This is a genomic window from Alteromonas sp. G4i35 (genome assembly GCF_054960375.1).
Genome location: NZ_JBHNZD010000010.1, coordinates 1 through 18052, shown reverse-complemented (window position 1 = coordinate 18052; position 18052 = coordinate 1). Strand labels below are relative to the sequence as shown.

Below are 18052 nucleotides of genomic sequence, written 5' to 3'. Positions count from 1 at the left end.
GCTGCAAAAAATAAAGGTGCACATTGTGCACCTTTATCAAATCGCTATGCCGTGACTACCGGATTTGCCAGTCGCCATGCTTCGAAGCCACCGTCCATACTATAAACGGTTTCAAAGCCTTGCTGTGCAATCACTTGGGCCGCCTGCTGGCTGCTTACGCCGTGGTAGCACACTACAACCACTGGGATATCTTTGGGCGTTTGGTCGATAAACGCTGCAAAGTTGTCGTTGTTCAGCTGCGCTGCGTTAGGCATGTGTCCATTAGCAAATGATTGAGGATCGCGAATATCCACAATGGTTACGTCACCTTGAAAGTTTGCAACGTCGTTTACGCTAATGTGTGAGAATGTTGTCATTATTGCCAGTCCAGAATAACTTTACCTGAGTGTCCAGACCCCATGGTATCAAACCCTTTCTGAAAGTCATCAATAGAAAAGGTGTGTGTGATGATAGGCGATAGATCTAAGCCGCTCTGCAGCAAGCTCGCCATTTTGTACCATGTTTCAAACATTTCACGGCCGTAGATACCTTTTATCACCAAGCCTTTGAAAATAACCTGGTTCCAATCGATGGCAACATCTTGTGGAGGTATTCCCAGCATGCCAATTTTGCCGCCATGGTTCATTTTGTTCAGCATGTCTCTGAAAGCCACCGGCACACCAGACATTTCCAGACCCACATCGAAGCCTTCTGTCATACCAAGTTCATTCATTACGTCTTTCAAGTCTTCCTTGCTTACGTCAACGGCGCGGGTTGCACCCATTTTTTTAGCAAGCTCAAGACGGTAAGGATTGATGTCGGTAACGACGACATGACGAGCACCTACGTGCTTTGCAACTGCAGCAGCCATAATACCTATTGGGCCGGCACCGGTTATCAGCACGTCTTCACCTACCAAGTCGAAGCTTAGTGCAGTGTGAACAGCGTTGCCAAACGGGTCAAAGATAGACGCAAGGTCGTCACTAATATTGTCTGGAATTTTAAACGCGTTAAATGCAGGAATTACCAAGTATTCAGCAAAAGCGCCCGGGCGGTTTACGCCTACGCCTTCAGTGTTGCGACACAAATGTACGCGACCTGCACGACAGTTACGGCAATGGCCACAGGTAATATGGCCTTCGCCCGAAACACGGTCGCCAACCTTAAACCCTTTCACTTCTTGGCCCATTCCAACGACTTCACCCACATACTCGTGGCCTACAACCATAGGTACCGGAATGGTTTTCTGTGACCATTCGTCCCAGTTGTAAATGTGCATGTCGGTGCCGCAAATGGCGGTTTTGCGAATTTTAATCAGTAGGTCATTGTGTCCTACTTCAGGCTCTGGCGTGTCTTGTAGCCAAATGCCTTTTTCTGCTTTCGCTTTAACTAGCGACTTCATGAAATTACTCCCAATTCACGGCCAACTTCAATAAATGCATCTACCGCTTTATCAACATGTTCAAGGCTATGACCTGCTGACATTTGCGTACGAATGCGGGCCTGACCTTTCGGCACAACAGGGTAAGAGAAACCGATAACATAAATGCCTTTCTCAAGCATCTTATCTGCCATTTCGCTAGCTAAACGGGCATCGCCTAGCATAACAGGAATAATAGCGTGATCTTTACCAGCTAATGTGAAGCCCGCCTCTTCCATACGCGTACGGAAATGATTGGCGTTGCGCCATAGATTAGCGCGAAGCTCGTCACCTTCTTTCATCATTTCAAACACTTTAAGCGATGCTGAAACGATAGGTGGCGCAACCGAGTTTGAGAAAAGATAAGGACGCGAGCGTTGACGTAACCACTCTACGACTTCTTTTTTGCCCGAGGTGTAACCGCCAGACGCGCCGCCTAGTGCTTTACCTAGAGTACCGGTGATGATGTCTACACGACCCATAACGCCACAATACTCATGGCTGCCTTTGCCGTTTTCGCCAAGGAAGCCCGTTGCGTGACAATCGTCTACCATTACCATGGCGTCATACTTGTCGGCCAGGTCGCAAATAGAGGCTAAGTCGGCAATCACGCCGTCCATTGAAAACACACCGTCGGTGGCAATAATTTTGAAACGTGCGCCATCGGCATCAGCTTGCTTTAACTGCTCTTCTAGTGCAGCCATATCGTTATTGGCGTAGCGATAACGCTTAGCTTTACACAGGCGCACACCGTCAATGATACTGGCGTGGTTTAACGCATCAGAAATAATGGCATCTTCAGGGCCCAATAGCGTTTCAAATAAACCGCCGTTCGCGTCGAAGCACGATGGGTACAAAATGGTGTCTTCTGTACCGAGGAAGTCGCTGATAGAGGCTTCCAGTTGCTTGTGAATGTCTTGTGTACCGCAAATGAATCGTACAGATGCTACACCAAAACCATGGCTATCCAGGCCTTTCTTTGCTGCTTCAATCAAGCTTTCATTGTTTGCAAGACCAAGGTAGTTGTTGGCACAAAAGTTAATAACGTGCTCGCCGTTAGCAACACCAATATCCGCTTGTTGTTGCGACGTGATAACACGCTCTTTTTTGTACAAACCATCTTCTTTCGTGGCTTCAATTTGCGATTGCAAATGAGAAATAAATGCCGCAGACATGCCATTCTCCGAGTGTAGGTATATTAAAACCGTTAGTTTAATGAAAGCGCGGTAAAGGGTACACACCCTTGCGCTGTATTTAATGGGTTTGTCGACTAAGTTTGTAAATTATTCAGCACACTACATTGATGAAGCGTGCACCTTTTGAAACGGTAAAGTCGCCCTAGGCGGATTCTTTCCAAAAACCAAACTCTACTTTGTCGCTTAACACGTCCCAAATGTTAACCTCAGGAATAGGTCTGCTGATAAGGTAGCCTTGACCCAGGTTGCAGTCGAAATGACACAGCAACTCGTACTGTTCACTGGTTTCAATTCCTTCTGCCACCACTTGCATTCCCATGTTGCGCACCATAGAAATCGTAGAGTGAACAATGTTTCTATCGTCAGCACTGCTGGCGATATTTGCCACAAACGAGCGGTCAATTTTGATGTAGTCGGCGGGTAACGATTTAAGATAACTCAACGACGAATAGCCCGTGCCGAAATCGTCGATAGCCAGCATGCACCCCATGTCGCGAATATTTTGCATGATAGTGGTTGCACGCTTGATATCTGATACCAATACCGTTTCGGTTAACTCTAAGCAAACTTGGTCGGGCGCTATGTCATTTTTGATAATTTGCTGCTGCAAGAATTCAGGCAAACTCGGGTCTAAGAACTGACCCGCTGACAAATTAATCGCCATCTTCACGTCGGGGTAGCCGCTATTTTTAAGCTCTCTGATTAAATAAGTTGAGCGCGTAATTACCCAGTAATCAAGCTCAAGCATGAATGACGTGTTTTCAAGAAGCGGTATAAAATCGGCTGGGGAAATATTACCCTTTTTAGGGTGTTGCCAACGCAATAGCGCTTCAAAGCCCACCAGCCTTCCCGTGTGCATCTCAATTTGGGGCTGAAGCGCTAAGCTAAACTGGTTGTCTCTTAGGGCTTCACGCGCCTCTGACTCCAGCTCAACCTTCTGCATTACTTTAAGGTTCATGGTGGCGTCATACACGCGATACTCCGCCCCTTTTTTGGCTTTGGCTTCGTACATCGCAATATCAGCATGACGCAGCAGTTCTACTGGCGTGGCGCGAGAGTGGTTGGTAATAGCAATACCGATACTGATAGAAACGTAAAAGGTTACGCCATCTACAATGATTGGCTCTTTAAACTCTTCTATCAGCTTTTTGGCTACCGTATCTACGTGCTTTTTGCTTTCGATATTTGAAAGTAAAATAACAAACTCATCACCGCCAAATCGAGATGCAATATCAGACTCTCTAATCGGCTTAGAAATACGCATAGCAGCAGCTTTTAAGAGTTTATCGCCGACGTCATGACCGTGACTGTCGTTAACCTTTTTAAAGTCATCAAGGTCCATGAACATCAGTGCCACTAACCTATCGTCGCGAATTGAACCAGCTAGCTGCTTTTCTATTTGAAACGTCAGCATATTACGGTTGGGAAGTCCCGTTAACACATCGAACATCGCCATTTTTTCAAGCTTCGCGGTGTTAATAGCCATTTGTCCGTCAAAGCTTTCTAGCTGGCGCGCCAGATTATTTGCCGCGTCTTCAACAACGTCCAATTCATCTGTGAATTTGAAAATAGGCGACTTCCTTCGTTTAGCTGCAATGGTGTAAAACTCGCTAAACTTGTGTTCGGCCAGCATAGGCAAACGTTCGCTTACATCTAACAAGCGTATTCTGTATTGATTTAGGAAAAGGTAAAGCAGCGAAGAGAAAATAAAAAATAGCGCAACAGCGCTAGAAATAACGATGTACTGGTATTGTTCGTTTTGACGCACCATGGCCGACACGTCTTGTACAATAAGCAAGTAAGGATGATCACCTGATGCGTGATTAAAAGGCAATAAACTAACCAGCAACTGCTGATTTTCCAGCGCAACATTCATGCCTCTAATAACTAAATCGTCAATTCGCCAATTATCGGGTAACGCATCAAATAGAGATTGAAAGTATTGTCGATTAGCCGCAGATACTTGGCTTGCCACCCTTAATTCTGACAACTCAGATGAGGTTTCTTTGTGCTGGACGACAGCAACTTTGTGCACATCGGTAGCGCGACTAAACAGGTATAGCAGTTCTCTCATCGACGTGGACACAACGATGACAGGCAAGGTTTCACCGTTTGCCATAATTGGAATTGAAATGTAGTGTGTGCATACCGAGTCACAGGACAATAGTGAGCGGCTTTCAAACGACGCGCGAGTGGTATTCACTAGCTTTTCAATGGTTTTATTTACTGGCTGTAGCGGGTTGCCAACAACGCCGTGTTCGTCAAACAAATACAGCGATTCAACTTGAAAGTTAAGGGTCAGGTATTCACTAAGACCGCTAAGCGTTTGTTGTAGCGATTCAAGGCTATCTGCGTTGCCTCCACTCTTATGGCTGATGATATCAATAAGCGTGATCATTCTGCCGTGCAGAATGTCTTCAAAAAGCTGAACCCGTCGTTGATTACTAACTTGGTTTTCCCTTTGCTGGAGCAGAATTCGAGCGTCAGACTCCTGAATAAGAACCGTTGATATAACCACAGCCACAGTTAATACCATAGCCAACAAAATTGTGATGGTTTTAGTGGTGAAAGATACCTGAACCTTCATCTAATGCCCTTAAAACCAATACATCAATTGCACTGACCACATTTCCCAGTGCTTATCGGCATGAGACGCCACATCTAAGTTCAGTAAGCTCACTACCCTTGTCGCACCTTCAACCCAATGATACTCACCTTGAAGTCGCCACTTCGGTGCAATGTCCCAACGCAAGCCTAGGGTATATGTATCTTGGTAGCCAAAGTAGGCGGGGATCACGCCGCCTGTCATAGCCTCTAATTGCCTTCCGTCTCGATCTGACCTGTCGTTAATGTATGTGTCGTAGCCAATAAGACCACTTACATTGTTATTAAACAAATACCTAAACTGAACAAAACCGCCTTCGCCCGTGCGTTTAAAGGCAAAACCAGGGAAGAATAGCCCTTTATTATCCTGAACTTCCCTAACTAGCTCCGCTGACACTTCCCAATTTTCTGCAAAGTATTGCGCAGACAACATAATACGCTCTATGTCTGCATTACCTGCAATACGGTTGTCATTCTGAGAAGGTGTGTACCTGAAATCAGAACTCAACCAGCTGGCACCTAGTTTCCATGTCATGGTAGCCGGCTGCCAGAATACGCTGGCTTGATGAACAAAGTCTTGCTTAATGTCGCCTTTTGCTTCGTCGCCGAGTAAAAAATCTCGCTGGGAGTCGTTAATATTAGAGCGACCGTAACTCCAGTTTAATTCCCAGATATTCTGAGCACCATAGTGTGAGAAACTGGTTTGGATACCGTTGCTTCCCAAAGCAACGTCGCGAAACCCGTCAAAGTACACAGACTGGGGAAGAACAGACGTGTAACGTGTTTGTGGCACATCTCTGGTCACTGAGTACAGCCAGTGGCGGTTTTTGAAGCGACCAATGTGGACTTGTCCTTGCCATTTACCGGGCAAGTCAGGCAATTTCCAGTCAATAAACAAATAATCTAAACGAGCACCCTGCTCAAAACGATTCCCGCCGTCTAAATAATTAATTTGCCCGGCAACAGAGATGTTTTCCGCTATTCGATAGTAACCATTTAGCCCAACTTCGGTCAGCTCACCTGTTATTGCGTTATCGTCAGTTATAAAGTTACTTCCATGTGACTGAGTAACGCCTTGAGAGACATAACCATGCCACGAAAAATCTCCTTGTGAAGCAAGGACAGGCATGCTTATCATGCCAAACGCGAGAGCGATGTATTTATTCATTCTGTTCCTACCTCTACGCGTCTTAATTTCACAATTTCGGTATGTTCAACATAGCCGATAGCGCCTGTGGTACTTTCTAACGCCTCTATCAACGCTTGGTAAGACGTGACCCTAACGGGTGTAACGCCCTGCCCAGAATAGGTGATTTGATCCCATAGACGAGATAATTGATAAGGGAACATCTGAAGTACTTCACGACAAAACTGCTTGTGGAGCTCATCGTTATCTTGCAATACAAATACCGTGATTTTAGTACCATCGCTCCAATATTGACGATGGCCGGTAAATATCTGGCGAAGCTCAGAGCGGTTTAGCTCTGAAACCATGACACTCTCATTAACCATGACGTTTAGTTCTGCTGCGTGTGCTGCAGGCACGCCTGAAAACAGTGCAATATTCAGTAATAGCACCAGTCTAAATTGAGTATAAGCAAGAACAGTGGATAGCCATCGCAAAGCGGGCTTTTTCATTCAGTAACGACTCCCTGTTATTTCAAAGGAACACTTCGCAACGCTAAGTGTAGATAATAGTTGATAGTTTTACCTTACAATTAAGTAAATTAAGCGACAATTAGCTTGTAATGGTGCCCTGGTCTATCAACAGTATTTTTTCCTATTGTTCGTATCTTTTGGCATGCGCTAGGTGAAGCCTATTTGCTCGAGTATTACCTATTCGCGCCAAATAAATGCTTATTTTTCAGATAGAACTCTCCGGGCCGCCGCAATTTAACATGCTCATTCCAAAATGATGAATATGGTCAACGATACTCGCGTATGAGCATAACGACTTAGGTTTTTATACTTAAGACGTTGAATTAGATTCATTATTTCAACAAATAATCTTAGTACGTAAAAACTATGAGCGCGTAAACAGACTTTTTTACCTCTGAAACGCGGTCGTTGCTGAAAAACCAAAATAAATCATTAGAATAAAGAATTTACCATAAGTTGTGGGCGACATGGCGACAATACGACGAGACATAGGTGCTGGGCACCACTTTATTTTCGACGACACTTTAGTCAGTCATCCCAACGCGGAGATGTTTACCCCCGACTTTTGGCAGCTTCAAGACAAAATAACAGGTCAAGCCAAGGGACGTGGTACAACCATTTTCATTGAGCATGAGGGTCAGCGCTGGGTTTTACGCCATTTCAAACGTGGTGGCTTGGTGGGCAAAGTACTGAGCGACCAATATATGTTTATTGGTGTTGAGCGTTCTCGCCCGTTTGAAGAGTTCAGGCTGCTCGAATATATGCGAGCACAAGGTCTTCTTGTGCCTGTTCCTGTTGCGGCGCGTATACACCGCCGAGGCCTAATTTACCGCGGCGATTTAATTACTTTAAGTATTCCAAATAGCAAAGATTTACACCACGCACTGTGCGATAAACCACTGGATAAAGATGAGTGGTATGAGGTTGGCCGAGCGCTAGCAGCTATGCACAATTGTCAGGTGTACCATCATGATGCCAACGTTCGAAACATCATGATTGATAGCGATAAGCAAATTTGGCTTATTGATTTCGATCGCTGCGAGCAGCGTCAAGGTAACAGCTGGAAACAAGGTAATTTAGACCGTCTGCTGCGTTCTTTACATAAAGAGAAAGCGAAGAACCCTGTCTTTCACTGGCAAGAGAGCGACTGGTCAGCGTGTATGAATGGTTACCGCGAGGCAGTGAAGTAATAAAAGCACATGTGGTAAGCGGATTGGTATAAGCTAATAATGTGTTACATTAGCCACGTTGAACACATAAACCCTCTACAACGAAAAGATTCGACTTTATGCACACTAGAGCACTTTACCCTGGTACTTTCGACCCGATCACTAACGGTCATGCCGACCTTATTGAACGCGCATCTCAGTTATTTTCTCATGTGATTGTAGCGATTGCTTCTAACCCAAGTAAAAAGCCACTGTTTACGTTAGAAGAGCGCGTAGAAATGATAAAAAAAGTCACTGCTGACTTACCAAATGTTGAAGTAGTGGGGTTTACTGGTTTATTGGCTGATTTTGCTGACGAACAAAATGCCACAATTCTCATTCGTGGTTTACGCGCAGTTTCTGATTTCGAATACGAGTTTCAACTCGCAAATATGAATCGCCGTTTAAACCCAAAGCTAGAAAGTGTCTTTCTTACTCCTGCTGAGGAGAATTCATTTATCTCGTCCACCCTAGTAAAAGAAGTCGCTCTTCACCGCGGTGCAGTGAGTGGCTTTTGCCACCCAGTAGTTGAGAAAGCTTTAAAAGACCGGCTGAGCAAGAAAGATTAAGCACCAATAGTAAGTGTATTAGCGTTGGCAGTGAGTACAGAAAAAGGTATTTCGCTGCCCAATAACCTTACTTTTGATGGCTTTGCCACACACTTCACAAGGCTCGCCTTTTCTCCCATACACATTCAAGTGCTGTGCAAAATACCCAGGCTTACCGTCGGTTTGCGCAAAGTCTTTTAATGTTGTGCCGCCTTGTTCAATGGCTTTGGCCAATACTTGCTTAATGGTTGCAGTTAGCGACTGATAGCGAGCAGCGCTAATGTTTCCTGCGGCTCTTCGCGGGTCTATACCAGCTAAAAACAGTGCTTCGTTCGCGTAGATGTTTCCTACACCTACCACAATGGCGTTATCCATAATGAAGTTTTTAACGGGGCCTTTTCTATTGCGCGATAGTTTAAATAAGCGCTTATCGTCAAAGTCGTCTGTAAGCGGCTCTGGGCCCAAGTTATCAAGCATGGCTATTTGCATATCAGGGGCCTGAAATAACACAGCACCAAAGCGCCGTGGGTCGTTAAAACGTAAGCACTTACCGGTGTTTAAAACAATGTCTACGTGGTCATGCTTAATAATTGGTGTCGATGCATCGATAACGCGTAATTTACCCGACATGCCTAAATGCAAAATTAACGTGCCTTTGGCTGTTTCAATAAGTAGATATTTAGCGCGGCGTTTTACAGCAATAACGCTCTGACCTTCAACGTTCGCTACCTCTTGTGGAATGGGCCAGCGCATTCTTCGCTCACGCACCACCACCTGCGTAATGGTATTGCCAATAAGATGTGGAGAAACGCCCAAACGGCTTACTTCAACTTCTGGTAGTTCAGGCATTTACAGTATCCAAGGTAAAAGATTATCAAGTTCGGTGTTGGTTAATGTGTACCAATTATTTTCAAATTTGATCACAACAGGTGATGTATTCGGATAGATGGCGTAAACATTGCCGTTATTATTGCCTGCGAGCCATACTACGACGATGTAAGGCTGTACGTTGGTAATCGCTTCGGGTACGTCAGTGGCCGGCTCAAGCCTTGCCCGTTGCCAATGTGAAAACTGAACATCCGGCTTGATGGCGAGGACTGTATTTTGACCTGACTGGCGCCACTGCTGCCCAACTCGCTCTAAGCTATGGCCATCGTGCTCTATTTTTAACACATAAGCGTCTTCAGGTAACAGGCTGCGAGATTGAACAACATCCTTCTTAGGTACAAGACTGTCTAAGTTGAACAGTGCAATCATGATAAGCATGGCAATAATGACCACGTTATTCATTGCTCGCTGAGAAATTCTAGCCACCAGACTTTCCGTTAAATATGAGTCCTGATATTAGGAATATAGTAATACCTAGCCAATATATAAGCTAATTCAATTCAAAGAAAACCTAGGACCTGCTGGAAAAAAGTAAGTGGGAGAAAGCAGTGATCGCAAGACAAACTCAAGGGATCGTGGACAGTCGAATATGGGATCCGGTGGGATCGTGACGTGATGAAGTAGAAATATCTTCTTCAAAAAGCAAAAAACCCAGCAAGGGCTGGGTTTTCGTGGAGACAAAAGCAAGCTAATTACTTGATTTTGGCCTCTTTGAACATAACGTGCTTACGCACAACGGGATCATACTTTTTGATCTCCATTTTGCCAGGCATGTTACGCTTGTTTTTATCAGTAGTGTAGAAGAAACCTGTACCTGCTGAAGAAACTAGTTTAATTTTATCACGCATTGTCGGCTTCCTTAGATTTTCTCACCACGGGTACGGATGTCAGTTAGTACTGAATCAATACCTTTCTTGTCGATGATACGCATGCCTTTTGCAGACAAACGTAGTTTTACAAAACGGTTTTCGCTCTCAACCCAAAAACGGTGTGTTTGAAGGTTTGGCAAAAAGCGACGACGAGTCGCATTTCTTGCGTGTGAACGGTTATTACCAACCGTTGGACGCTTACCTGTTACTTGGCATACTCTTGACATTGTATTTGTCTCCAGAACAACGATAACTGTCGCGTCAGTTAATCCCAAGCGCTCAAACAGTGGTTGGGTCAAATGACGTATTACTATAAATTAGAGGGCGCATTTTATACAGCAAAGGCAGGATCATTTCAATAAGAAAGTACAAAAAGGTTACTTTTTGGCTTTTTTTTGCTCGAAAAACTACCAACTCTCATTTTTCACGGCCCGTATTGTACTTTTCCCTAAGCGGTTAGGCTATGAATAAATACGCAATCTACGCTTTAATTTTATATTCACATTGCAGCATCTAAGATATCCGCACGAGAATAAACGCCACGCGAACGCGGCGTATTACTATTTAATCAAAAAATGGTGACCTTATTTCAGTCATGTCAATCAAACGAGTGGGTCGACGCAGCATTTGACCGCCATCACGAGAAATCGGCACCCATGGGAATAATCCGCGACCTTTGGTAGGTTCTAACAAGAACAGATCTGTAGGTATGGAAATGTAGAAGCCTTTGGTGAAGCTTCCCTCGCCGTATTCTTCTGACGATACATCAGTGAATGCCGCATATGCACCAACAATGATACCGCTATCGAAACGCTTCGCATAATCGATATTCACGCCTTTATCTTTGGCTAAGAATTGTCCAGCACTTACGGTAATTTGCGTGTCGTCTAAGAATTCTGGCTGCCAATAGACACTAGCGTGTCCAGTGACCGCTGTGTAGTCTTCCAAACCTGTTTGACTGTAAGGATCGCGCTGTTTTACGTAAGCGATATCAAGTCCGTAAGCTAGATTACTATCAACGGGACGATACAGTATTTCACCGCCTACACCAGCAAACATGGTTTCTAGATAACCCGCGTACGCTTGAGCATAGAGGTCTTCTGCAATGGTGTCTTTGTAATGTAAGAATGTTGTATCTAGCCATACATCGTTTGCTGACACATATTCACGAACTCGAGTACGCACGCGAGGTAGCGACACTTCTTCGTTATCTACCAAGTAGTTAAACTTGTCGAAGTTATCTAGAAGCGTAACCCTGGCACTGCTCATGATTGCAAAGTTTTCGTTAAAAGCATAACCGCCGTTTAGCAATAATCCGGTTTGATACAGATAGAAATCTTCTGGGTTACCGAATGATTGGGTAAAGAAGAAATCTGCGCTGTAGTAGAAGCCAGATGTATTGGCAGGATCATAGGCGTCGAGCACTTCTTTTGAGGGTGATGTTCTGACGTAGGTTTCAGTGATATCTGCGTCAACAGATTCGTAACGCGCTGCAGCAATAAAGGCCTCGGCATCCACCTGCGTGTCTACTAAAGGAAGACCTGCGCGATTGTCTACTACATGATAGGTTTTTACGGAATCTGGAAGCTCTGAGGCCGCCACGCGACCAATTCGCTCAATGGCTTCATCCTGGTCACGATAGGCAACCTGTGTACCGTAAAACGTAGCGCTGTCCTCTTTAATTTCAGCATCAGACAGTACAAAGCCCCCCGACCGGTAAAGGTTATTGTAAAGACGGGATTTATCAACATCTTTCACGTCTTGTGGCACCTTTCTACCCATCAGGTTCTTAGGTGGTTCATCGAACTTTATTTGCGAAGCCGTATTCATATTAAAGCGATAAGTAACGCCGAAACCAACAGTATTACCTCGTTGATAGTTCAACGTGAAATCGAAGTCTTTATAACGATACACTGCACCAACATTCCAACGAGAATCTTGCTCTAGCTGTCCAGCTCTGTCACGAGAATAATCATTTCCTTCGAACTCAAGCTTTAGCGTTAGCGGCTCCCATGGTGTCTGGTATTCCACACCACCGAAAAATGCGGTTGTTCCTTTGAAAAACTGGTCGTAGTCTACCTTACCACCGCGACCAGAGAAGCCCCCTGGGCGTTCACAGAAGCTGTCTTTAAGCTCGCAAAACGGGTTGCTGATGTCATCGGCTGTACCAAGGTATCCCCAGCCTAAGCCAAGGTGAAAGTCGAATGGACCGATAGATTTACTGGCGTTGACGTATTCACTTTCAAAAAAGCCTGTTCCACCAAAGTCTCTGAAGCCGACACTGATATCTGGCAGATAGTAGCTTTCTTTCCACAACCTGAATTTAACGTCTAAGCCTTTATCTTTCAGCGTTTGATCACCACTGAATGATTCAACTTGACTGTAAAGTCTTGTGCGCACGTCAGTATAACGGGCAGTTGCTTCCATCCAATCATAAAGCTGAATGTTAACTGACCAGAAGCGATATTCGCCGTTGTCGGTATAGTTAATGGCCATTCCACCTTCGTCTCGCATACGAGCCGTTGGTGTTTGAATAAGACCATTTCCGCCCTGCACCATCTGCGAAGGAGTAACGCGAACTTGAGTATCAGCAAAAGCGGTAGAAGAAAGCGCGCTGCCAATTACAAGCGCGAGTGTTTTTTTCTTAGAAAGTAGTGGCGCACTCATTGAGGTAAAACCCTATGTACTGCTAAAGCGGCTACGCGCTCATTTAATTGCTTAAGTTTATTGCTAAAGAGTTCTGATGAGATAGGAACATAGACTTGGCTGCCCGGCATAAGCTGCCCAAAATCTAAATTCCAATAAGCAATACCCTTTTCTTCAATATTTCCCATTGGATCAATTACGTAGACATGACTTCTGTCGGCATCAACCGCTTTTTTCACCGTGTGAACAGCCGTATAAACCGACGTATCGCTTTGATGCTTGTACGCACCAGGCTTTACAACAGCGCCAGAGAAATGCACAACGTCAGGTCTTCCATTTAGTCGAATCCAGTATTTACCTGGCTGAAACATAGGGTTGTCTTCAAAAAACAACCTTGCTCGATTGTAGGAAATTGGCATGTCTATGCGTGTAGACACCGTCCATGAGCTTACCTGATCATAGAGATTTTGAAGGGCTTTATGTGTTTCAGAATCGGCATCAAATTGATTGAGCAGTCCGCTAATTTGAGATAGCGCTATCTCTTTCTCTTCTTCAGCTTTAGGGTTAGCTAAATCAAAGGCTGAAGCTGAAGGCCAGTACCAATCACCATTATCAGCAACAATGGACAGTACGCTTGATAGTCGTATCGGCCTGTCGAACTGATAGGTTTGCTTGTTTATCATGACACTAACAAGGTTATCATTTGCATATAACTTGGTAGCTGCAGTAAGGCCTAGGGCAATAAAAAGCGTATAGATATACTTCATTATTGCGTTGCTCCTTGTGTCTTCATCTCACGTACTACTCGGCTTAAATAAACCATATCGTAAACGTCTCCTTCAGGGCTGAACTGCTGCTTTGAGGCCAGAAGTTCCTTCGAGTATTTGTGCAAGAAATACGTGTTTTCCCACGACAACCCTACGTCGATAAATGGCGTGTATTCAGAAAATTCTACGGTTTCGATAACCTTAATTACCGGAACAGAAAAACCTAAATATTCGCGAGTTTCTTCCCCTTCTATTCGCCAAGATGAGTCAACCGGCACACCGTAACCTATGGAAGCAATATCAACTTTGCGTTTCCAATTGAATGGCAGAACATTGTTGGTGGCAAGCGGGTTGTGCTGAAGATTTCCCGTGTAGTATAGGTCGTGATCCAAACCTTCAGTTTTAACGATAATGCCATGGTGCATGGTGAAGATGACTTTATCACCAGATACCCACCGGTACTTTTCACCATCGATATACGCAAGGGCAAGCGAGGCTGCATCTCTTCCGCCCGCTTTAATTTGCATAAGATCAGCTTTACTAGCAGCAATCTCTTCAACGGTATAACTAACTGTTCTATCTTTTAGCGCGAGCTTCAGCGTGTTGTAATACGCTAGTGACGTGGTGGAACATCCGGAAAGAAAAAGGCAAACAACACCCGAAAGGGCAAATAAAGTGTGTAGTTTCATTAAAATGCGCCGACAAAAACTAAAAACAAATGAACTTTGCTATAAAAATAAAAAAAGCCGCTAAAAAAAGCGGCTTTTTCGAATACTCTTAAATTTACTGTACGGTCGGTGCGTAAGTAAATGTAACAGGTACAGTAATTGTGTTTGTAGCAGTACCAGTCCCAGTTACAGTAACAGTGTTAGTAGTACCAACACAAACACCGTCTACCAATAGGTCGTCACCTTCACAAGTAGGTTGACCTGGAGGATTAGTACCACCATTTCCTGGTGCATCAGCAGAGTTGTTGTTTACAACACCCGCAACGATACCCGCAACAACAACACCAGACGCGATCATACCGCCGCTTACGCCGCCGATGCCAGTAGTACCACTACCACCTTCACCGTCTTGTGCGTTAACGCCTGCAACCATAGTTGCAGCTGCAAATAATGCAATGATTGACTTCTTCATAACAGTCCTTTAATAAAATAACCCATTAAATCCTATGCTAAATCATTTTCAACCATTTGACTAGATTATAATCGACAAATGACTTAGATTTCTTATCTTAACAAGCCTCGCTGTGCGAATGAAACAGTTTCTTTATCACCAACCACAAAATGATCTAAAACTGGCACATCGATCGACGCCATTGCGCTTTTGATCTCTGCGGTTAATCGTATATCCGCATGACTAGGCTCAGCAACGCCTGAAGGATGATTATGAACCAAAATGATCGCGGCTGCATTATCGATCATTACTTGTTTGATCAATTCTCTTGGATAGACCGCTGCACTGTTGATCGTACCGTTAAACATAGTGCGAAAAGCAATAAGCTGATGTTGGCTATCAAGCATTAAAAGCGCGAACTTCTCACGCTCACAGTCTCTTAGCTTTGCCTGTAGATAACGTTTAGTATCATCTACATTATTAAAAACATCCTGACGCTTCAGCTTTATTTCTAAATTGCGTTTAAATATTTCAAAGCCCGCCTGAAACTGCGCGTATTTGCACGGTCCAACTCCCGTTACTTTAGCAAACCGTTCTTTCGTTGCTGTTACCACACCCCGTAAGCAGCCTAGCTCGTTGAGAAGTTCATGTGCTACAGACACAGCGCTTTTTCCTTTCACACCTTTTCCCAGCAAGACAGCGATTAGTTCGGCGTCACTTAAGCTCTCAGCCCCATGCTGCAATAACTTTTCTCTTGGCCTTTCATTCTTTGGCCATACTTTTATCGACATTCATCTAGCCCGACTATTCTATAAAAGGTTGTTTATAGATGAATGGTGACAAAGAAACGACTGTATAAAAGACGGGTTTATTAATGGTTTTTACCACCTTTAAGGACTGCTTATACGCCGCTTTCGAAACAAGACCTACTTTCGTTCAGCTATCCGATTTTTTGTCACCATGGTAGGCTAACGCTAATTTCGAGATTTTGTGTTCTTCTATGTCTATTGCTAACAAAAATATTTTGCTAGGTGTTACTGGCGGGATTGCCGCTTATAAAGCACCTGATCTTGTGCGCAAGCTTACTGCGTTAGGCGCAAACGTGCGTGTGGTTCTAACAGACTCTGCCGCAGAGTTCGTTAGTTCATTATCACTTCAGGCTGTGTCAGGAAATCCAGTGCATCGTCAGCTGCTTGATCCTGCTGCTGAAGCCGCAATGGGGCATATTGAATTGGCAAAGTGGGCTGATATCCTACTTGTTGCCCCCGCAACCGCAAACACCATTGCTAAGCTTGCTCACGGTATGGCAGATGACTTGCTGACTACACTGTACCTTGCAACAACAGCGAAACTCTTTATTGCTCCTGCCATGAATCAACAAATGTGGAAAGCGGTAGCAACAAAGCGCAACATCGATATTTTAAAAGAGCACGGCGTAACCTTTATTGGCCCGGCAAGTGGTGAACAAGCCTGTGGCGATGTGGGTTCAGGTCGAATGGTTGAGCCTGTTGATATTGCCAATGTAATAAATGATGCAGAGAGAGACGCTTTATCCCTTTCTTCGTCGCTAAAGGCGTTATCGGGAAAGAATATTACGATAACAGCGGGGCCAACCAGAGAGCCTTTGGACCCTGTACGATATATTTCAAATCACAGCTCAGGAAAGATGGGGTTTGCCATCGCTCAGGCAGCAGCACTCGCGGGGGCAAATGTAACCTTAGTGGCAGGTCCTGTGTCGCTTGAAACGCCCGAACGCTGTGACCGTATTAATGTCACTACCGCAGAGGAAATGCTTAATACTTGTCAAACGCTTAAAGCCTCCACAGATATATTTATTAGTACGGCTGCTGTAGCAGATTACAAGGCCGTGAGCGTTGCCGATAATAAAATTAAGAAAACCGGTGATGAGTTAACACTTACTTTTGTTAAAAACCCTGATATTCTAGCAACTATATCCACCAGCCAAGACAGACCATTTTGTGTGGGCTTTGCGGCCGAAAGCCAAAATGTAGAAGATTATGCGCGTTCGAAGCTAGCCAAAAAGAAGCTAGACATGATTGCGGCTAACGATATTACTGCCGAGGGTCTGGGGTTTAACAGTGATAAAAATGCACTGCACGTAATATGGCAAGATGGTGATAAACGATTACCTGCAACCAGTAAAAGCGAGTTAGCGAGTCAATTACTTGCACTTATTGCAGAGCGCTACGCTTTAAACAATAAAAACTAACAGATGCTTATTAAGTGTCGATAATAAAAACGATAAATATAAACGCTTTGGTGTAAGCCAACTTAACATGGAGCCCGAGTTGCTATAACTCGGTAGCGGAGGAAATACTTTCGTCATGCCTGCTGTCAAAAAAACAAATCGCAGAGCTCAAATTCTGCAAGCACTTGCTGGAATGTTAGAAACCAGCCCAGGTCAACGTATCACTACCGCTAAATTAGCGGAAAAAGTGGGAGTGTCTGAAGCGGCACTTTACCGTCACTTTCCAAGTAAAGCGCGAATGTTTGAAGGGCTTATCGAGTTTATTGAAGAAACACTTTTCACGCGCATCAATAAGATTGTGAATGAAGAGAAAGACTCGCTTACGCGTTGTCAGCTTATTCTTCATCTTATTTTGGGCTTTGCTGAGAAGAACCCGGGTATTACTCGAATATTAAATGGTGATGCGTTAATGGGTGAACAAGACCGGTTGCGCGCGCGCATAGCAAAGCTTTTCGAGCGTTTAGAAACGCAGCTTAAACAAGTGCTAAGAGAGCGCAAGCTACGCGAAGGTAAAACCCTTTCTGCAGATGAAGCGATTATCGCCAACATGATGATTTGCTACACCGATGGCCGTATTAATGGCTTTATCCGCAGTGGATTTACGCGTAAGCCAACTGAGCAGTTCAATGAACAATGGGCTGCTTTCAAGCAAATGTTTGTTTAGAACCCAACTAAGTTACGACTAAGGCGCTTTCAAGCGCCTTTTTTCTTGCTTGTTCCCATCCTATATTGCATTGACACTTTTCAAAATCAATGCAAAAAGTGCAATTAAATCAGACAGCTGTCGAGTTCAGCTCTCAGCGTTCCAACATGCACATAATTCATTATTTCAGTCACTGTCCGTAAGCTACAGGCACAAAAAAAGCAGCATAAAAATGCG

Annotated in this window: 19 protein-coding genes; 4 read left to right on the top strand and 15 right to left on the bottom strand. The window is 44.4% G+C overall.

Annotated features, from left to right (window positions below; translation table 11 throughout):
- Positions 1-44 precede the first annotated feature (44 nt).
- The 6 genes from glpE to ACFI6L_RS07730 all read right to left on the bottom strand — a co-directional run bounded on the left by glpE (position 45) and on the right by ACFI6L_RS07730 (position 6837).
- Positions 45-356, bottom strand: a complete 312-nt coding sequence (gene glpE, locus ACFI6L_RS07755) for a thiosulfate sulfurtransferase GlpE (RefSeq protein WP_014947767.1) — start codon at positions 354-356, stop codon at positions 45-47.
- On the bottom strand, positions 356-1381 hold the full coding sequence (gene tdh, locus ACFI6L_RS07750) for an L-threonine 3-dehydrogenase (protein ID WP_462573710.1): 1026 nt from the start codon (positions 1379-1381) through the stop codon (positions 356-358). The genes glpE and tdh overlap by 1 nt, the downstream gene beginning before the upstream one ends.
- Positions 1378-2574, bottom strand: a complete 1197-nt coding sequence (locus tag ACFI6L_RS07745; RefSeq protein WP_014977894.1) for a glycine C-acetyltransferase — start codon at positions 2572-2574, stop codon at positions 1378-1380. The genes tdh and ACFI6L_RS07745 overlap by 4 nt, the downstream gene beginning before the upstream one ends.
- Positions 2575-2737: 163 nt before the next feature.
- Complete coding sequence (locus ACFI6L_RS07740) at positions 2738-5182, bottom strand: putative bifunctional diguanylate cyclase/phosphodiesterase (RefSeq protein ID WP_014947764.1); 2445 nt, start codon at positions 5180-5182, stop codon at positions 2738-2740.
- Between the two features lie 9 nt (positions 5183-5191).
- Positions 5192-6367, bottom strand: coding sequence for a hypothetical protein (locus ACFI6L_RS07735; RefSeq protein WP_423089172.1), 1176 nt, complete (start codon positions 6365-6367; stop codon positions 5192-5194).
- Complete coding sequence (locus ACFI6L_RS07730) at positions 6364-6837, bottom strand: hypothetical protein (protein ID WP_039226966.1); 474 nt, start codon at positions 6835-6837, stop codon at positions 6364-6366. Before ACFI6L_RS07730 ends, ACFI6L_RS07735 begins: the two co-directional genes overlap by 4 nt.
- A 479-nt stretch (positions 6838-7316) precedes the next feature.
- Between ACFI6L_RS07730 and ACFI6L_RS07725 the strand changes: the two genes are divergently transcribed.
- The gene (locus ACFI6L_RS07725) at positions 7317-8048 is read left to right on the top strand and encodes a 3-deoxy-D-manno-octulosonic acid kinase (protein WP_061438902.1); all 732 of its coding nucleotides are present in this window, start codon (positions 7317-7319) and stop codon (positions 8046-8048) included.
- 98 nt (positions 8049-8146) lie between these two features.
- Positions 8147-8635 (top strand): pantetheine-phosphate adenylyltransferase, encoded by a 489-nt coding sequence (gene coaD, locus ACFI6L_RS07720; protein ID WP_014947760.1) that lies wholly within the window; start codon positions 8147-8149, stop codon positions 8633-8635.
- 18 nt (positions 8636-8653) lie between these two features.
- Here the strand turns inward: coaD and mutM are convergent, their stop codons facing one another.
- The 9 genes from mutM to radC all read right to left on the bottom strand — a co-directional run bounded on the left by mutM (position 8654) and on the right by radC (position 15694).
- Entirely contained in the window at positions 8654-9463 is an 810-nt protein-coding gene (mutM, locus tag ACFI6L_RS07715) for a bifunctional DNA-formamidopyrimidine glycosylase/DNA-(apurinic or apyrimidinic site) lyase (protein WP_462573709.1), read from the bottom strand.
- Positions 9464-9928, bottom strand: coding sequence for a hypothetical protein (locus tag ACFI6L_RS07710; RefSeq protein WP_039226967.1), 465 nt, complete (start codon positions 9926-9928; stop codon positions 9464-9466).
- A gap of 266 nt (positions 9929-10194) precedes the next feature.
- Positions 10195-10350 carry a 50S ribosomal protein L33 gene (rpmG, locus tag ACFI6L_RS07705; RefSeq protein WP_012516577.1) on the bottom strand — a complete coding sequence of 52 codons (156 nt, stop codon included), beginning with the start codon at positions 10348-10350 and terminating at the stop codon, positions 10195-10197.
- An 11-nt stretch (positions 10351-10361) separates the two neighbouring features.
- The gene (gene rpmB / locus ACFI6L_RS07700; protein WP_014947757.1) at positions 10362-10598 is read right to left on the bottom strand and encodes a 50S ribosomal protein L28; all 237 of its coding nucleotides are present in this window, start codon (positions 10596-10598) and stop codon (positions 10362-10364) included.
- A 337-nt stretch (positions 10599-10935) separates the two neighbouring features.
- Positions 10936-13038 (bottom strand): YjbH domain-containing protein, encoded by a 2103-nt coding sequence (locus ACFI6L_RS07695; protein WP_462573708.1) that lies wholly within the window; start codon positions 13036-13038, stop codon positions 10936-10938.
- Positions 13035-13784 carry a capsule biosynthesis GfcC family protein gene (locus ACFI6L_RS07690; RefSeq protein ID WP_039236677.1) on the bottom strand — a complete coding sequence of 250 codons (750 nt, stop codon included), beginning with the start codon at positions 13782-13784 and terminating at the stop codon, positions 13035-13037. Before ACFI6L_RS07690 ends, ACFI6L_RS07695 begins: the two co-directional genes overlap by 4 nt.
- On the bottom strand, positions 13784-14473 hold the full coding sequence (locus ACFI6L_RS07685; RefSeq protein ID WP_014947754.1) for a YjbF family lipoprotein: 690 nt from the start codon (positions 14471-14473) through the stop codon (positions 13784-13786). Before ACFI6L_RS07685 ends, ACFI6L_RS07690 begins: the two co-directional genes overlap by 1 nt.
- Before the next feature lie 94 nt (positions 14474-14567).
- Positions 14568-14924: a hypothetical protein gene (locus ACFI6L_RS07680; RefSeq protein WP_462573707.1), complete on the bottom strand. Its 357-nt coding sequence runs from the start codon at positions 14922-14924 to the stop codon at positions 14568-14570.
- Between the two features lie 92 nt (positions 14925-15016).
- Positions 15017-15694, bottom strand: a complete 678-nt coding sequence (radC, locus tag ACFI6L_RS07675; protein ID WP_287133761.1) for a RadC family protein — start codon at positions 15692-15694, stop codon at positions 15017-15019.
- A 209-nt stretch (positions 15695-15903) separates the two neighbouring features.
- Between radC and coaBC the strand changes: the two genes are divergently transcribed.
- On the top strand, positions 15904-17133 hold the full coding sequence (coaBC, locus tag ACFI6L_RS07670; protein ID WP_462573706.1) for a bifunctional phosphopantothenoylcysteine decarboxylase/phosphopantothenate--cysteine ligase CoaBC: 1230 nt from the start codon (positions 15904-15906) through the stop codon (positions 17131-17133).
- Positions 17134-17248: 115 nt separating this feature from the next.
- Positions 17249-17836: a nucleoid occlusion factor SlmA gene (slmA, locus tag ACFI6L_RS07665; RefSeq protein WP_012516568.1), complete on the top strand. Its 588-nt coding sequence runs from the start codon at positions 17249-17251 to the stop codon at positions 17834-17836.
- The last annotated feature ends 216 nt before the right edge of the window (positions 17837-18052 follow it).

Bases quoted from the DNA above. Each gene is read 5' to 3' on its own strand.
- glpE (WP_014947767.1), bottom strand. From the start codon at position 356: ATGACAACATTCTCACACATTAGCGTAAACGACGTTGCAAACTTTCAA.
- mutM (WP_462573709.1), bottom strand. From the start codon at position 9,463: ATGCCTGAACTACCAGAAGTTGAAGTAAGCCGTTTGGGCGTTTCTCCA.
- slmA (WP_012516568.1), top strand. From the start codon at position 17,249: ATGCCTGCTGTCAAAAAAACAAATCGCAGAGCTCAAATTCTGCAAGCA.
- ACFI6L_RS07680 (WP_462573707.1), bottom strand. From the start codon at position 14,924: ATGAAGAAGTCAATCATTGCATTATTTGCAGCTGCAACTATGGTTGCA.
- ACFI6L_RS07745 (WP_014977894.1), bottom strand. From the start codon at position 2,574: ATGTCTGCGGCATTTATTTCTCATTTGCAATCGCAAATTGAAGCCACG.
- ACFI6L_RS07730 (WP_039226966.1), bottom strand. From the start codon at position 6,837: ATGAAAAAGCCCGCTTTGCGATGGCTATCCACTGTTCTTGCTTATACT.
- radC (WP_287133761.1), bottom strand. From the start codon at position 15,694: ATGTCGATAAAAGTATGGCCAAAGAATGAAAGGCCAAGAGAAAAGTTA.
- ACFI6L_RS07740 (WP_014947764.1), bottom strand. From the start codon at position 5,182: ATGAAGGTTCAGGTATCTTTCACCACTAAAACCATCACAATTTTGTTG.
- ACFI6L_RS07695 (WP_462573708.1), bottom strand. From the start codon at position 13,038: ATGAGTGCGCCACTACTTTCTAAGAAAAAAACACTCGCGCTTGTAATT.
- tdh (WP_462573710.1), bottom strand. From the start codon at position 1,381: ATGAAGTCGCTAGTTAAAGCGAAAGCAGAAAAAGGCATTTGGCTACAA.
- ACFI6L_RS07690 (WP_039236677.1), bottom strand. From the start codon at position 13,784: ATGAAGTATATCTATACGCTTTTTATTGCCCTAGGCCTTACTGCAGCT.
- ACFI6L_RS07735 (WP_423089172.1), bottom strand. From the start codon at position 6,367: ATGAATAAATACATCGCTCTCGCGTTTGGCATGATAAGCATGCCTGTC.
- rpmB (WP_014947757.1), bottom strand. From the start codon at position 10,598: ATGTCAAGAGTATGCCAAGTAACAGGTAAGCGTCCAACGGTTGGTAAT.
- rpmG (WP_012516577.1), bottom strand. From the start codon at position 10,350: ATGCGTGATAAAATTAAACTAGTTTCTTCAGCAGGTACAGGTTTCTTC.
- coaD (WP_014947760.1), top strand. From the start codon at position 8,147: ATGCACACTAGAGCACTTTACCCTGGTACTTTCGACCCGATCACTAAC.
- ACFI6L_RS07685 (WP_014947754.1), bottom strand. From the start codon at position 14,473: ATGAAACTACACACTTTATTTGCCCTTTCGGGTGTTGTTTGCCTTTTT.
- coaBC (WP_462573706.1), top strand. From the start codon at position 15,904: ATGTCTATTGCTAACAAAAATATTTTGCTAGGTGTTACTGGCGGGATT.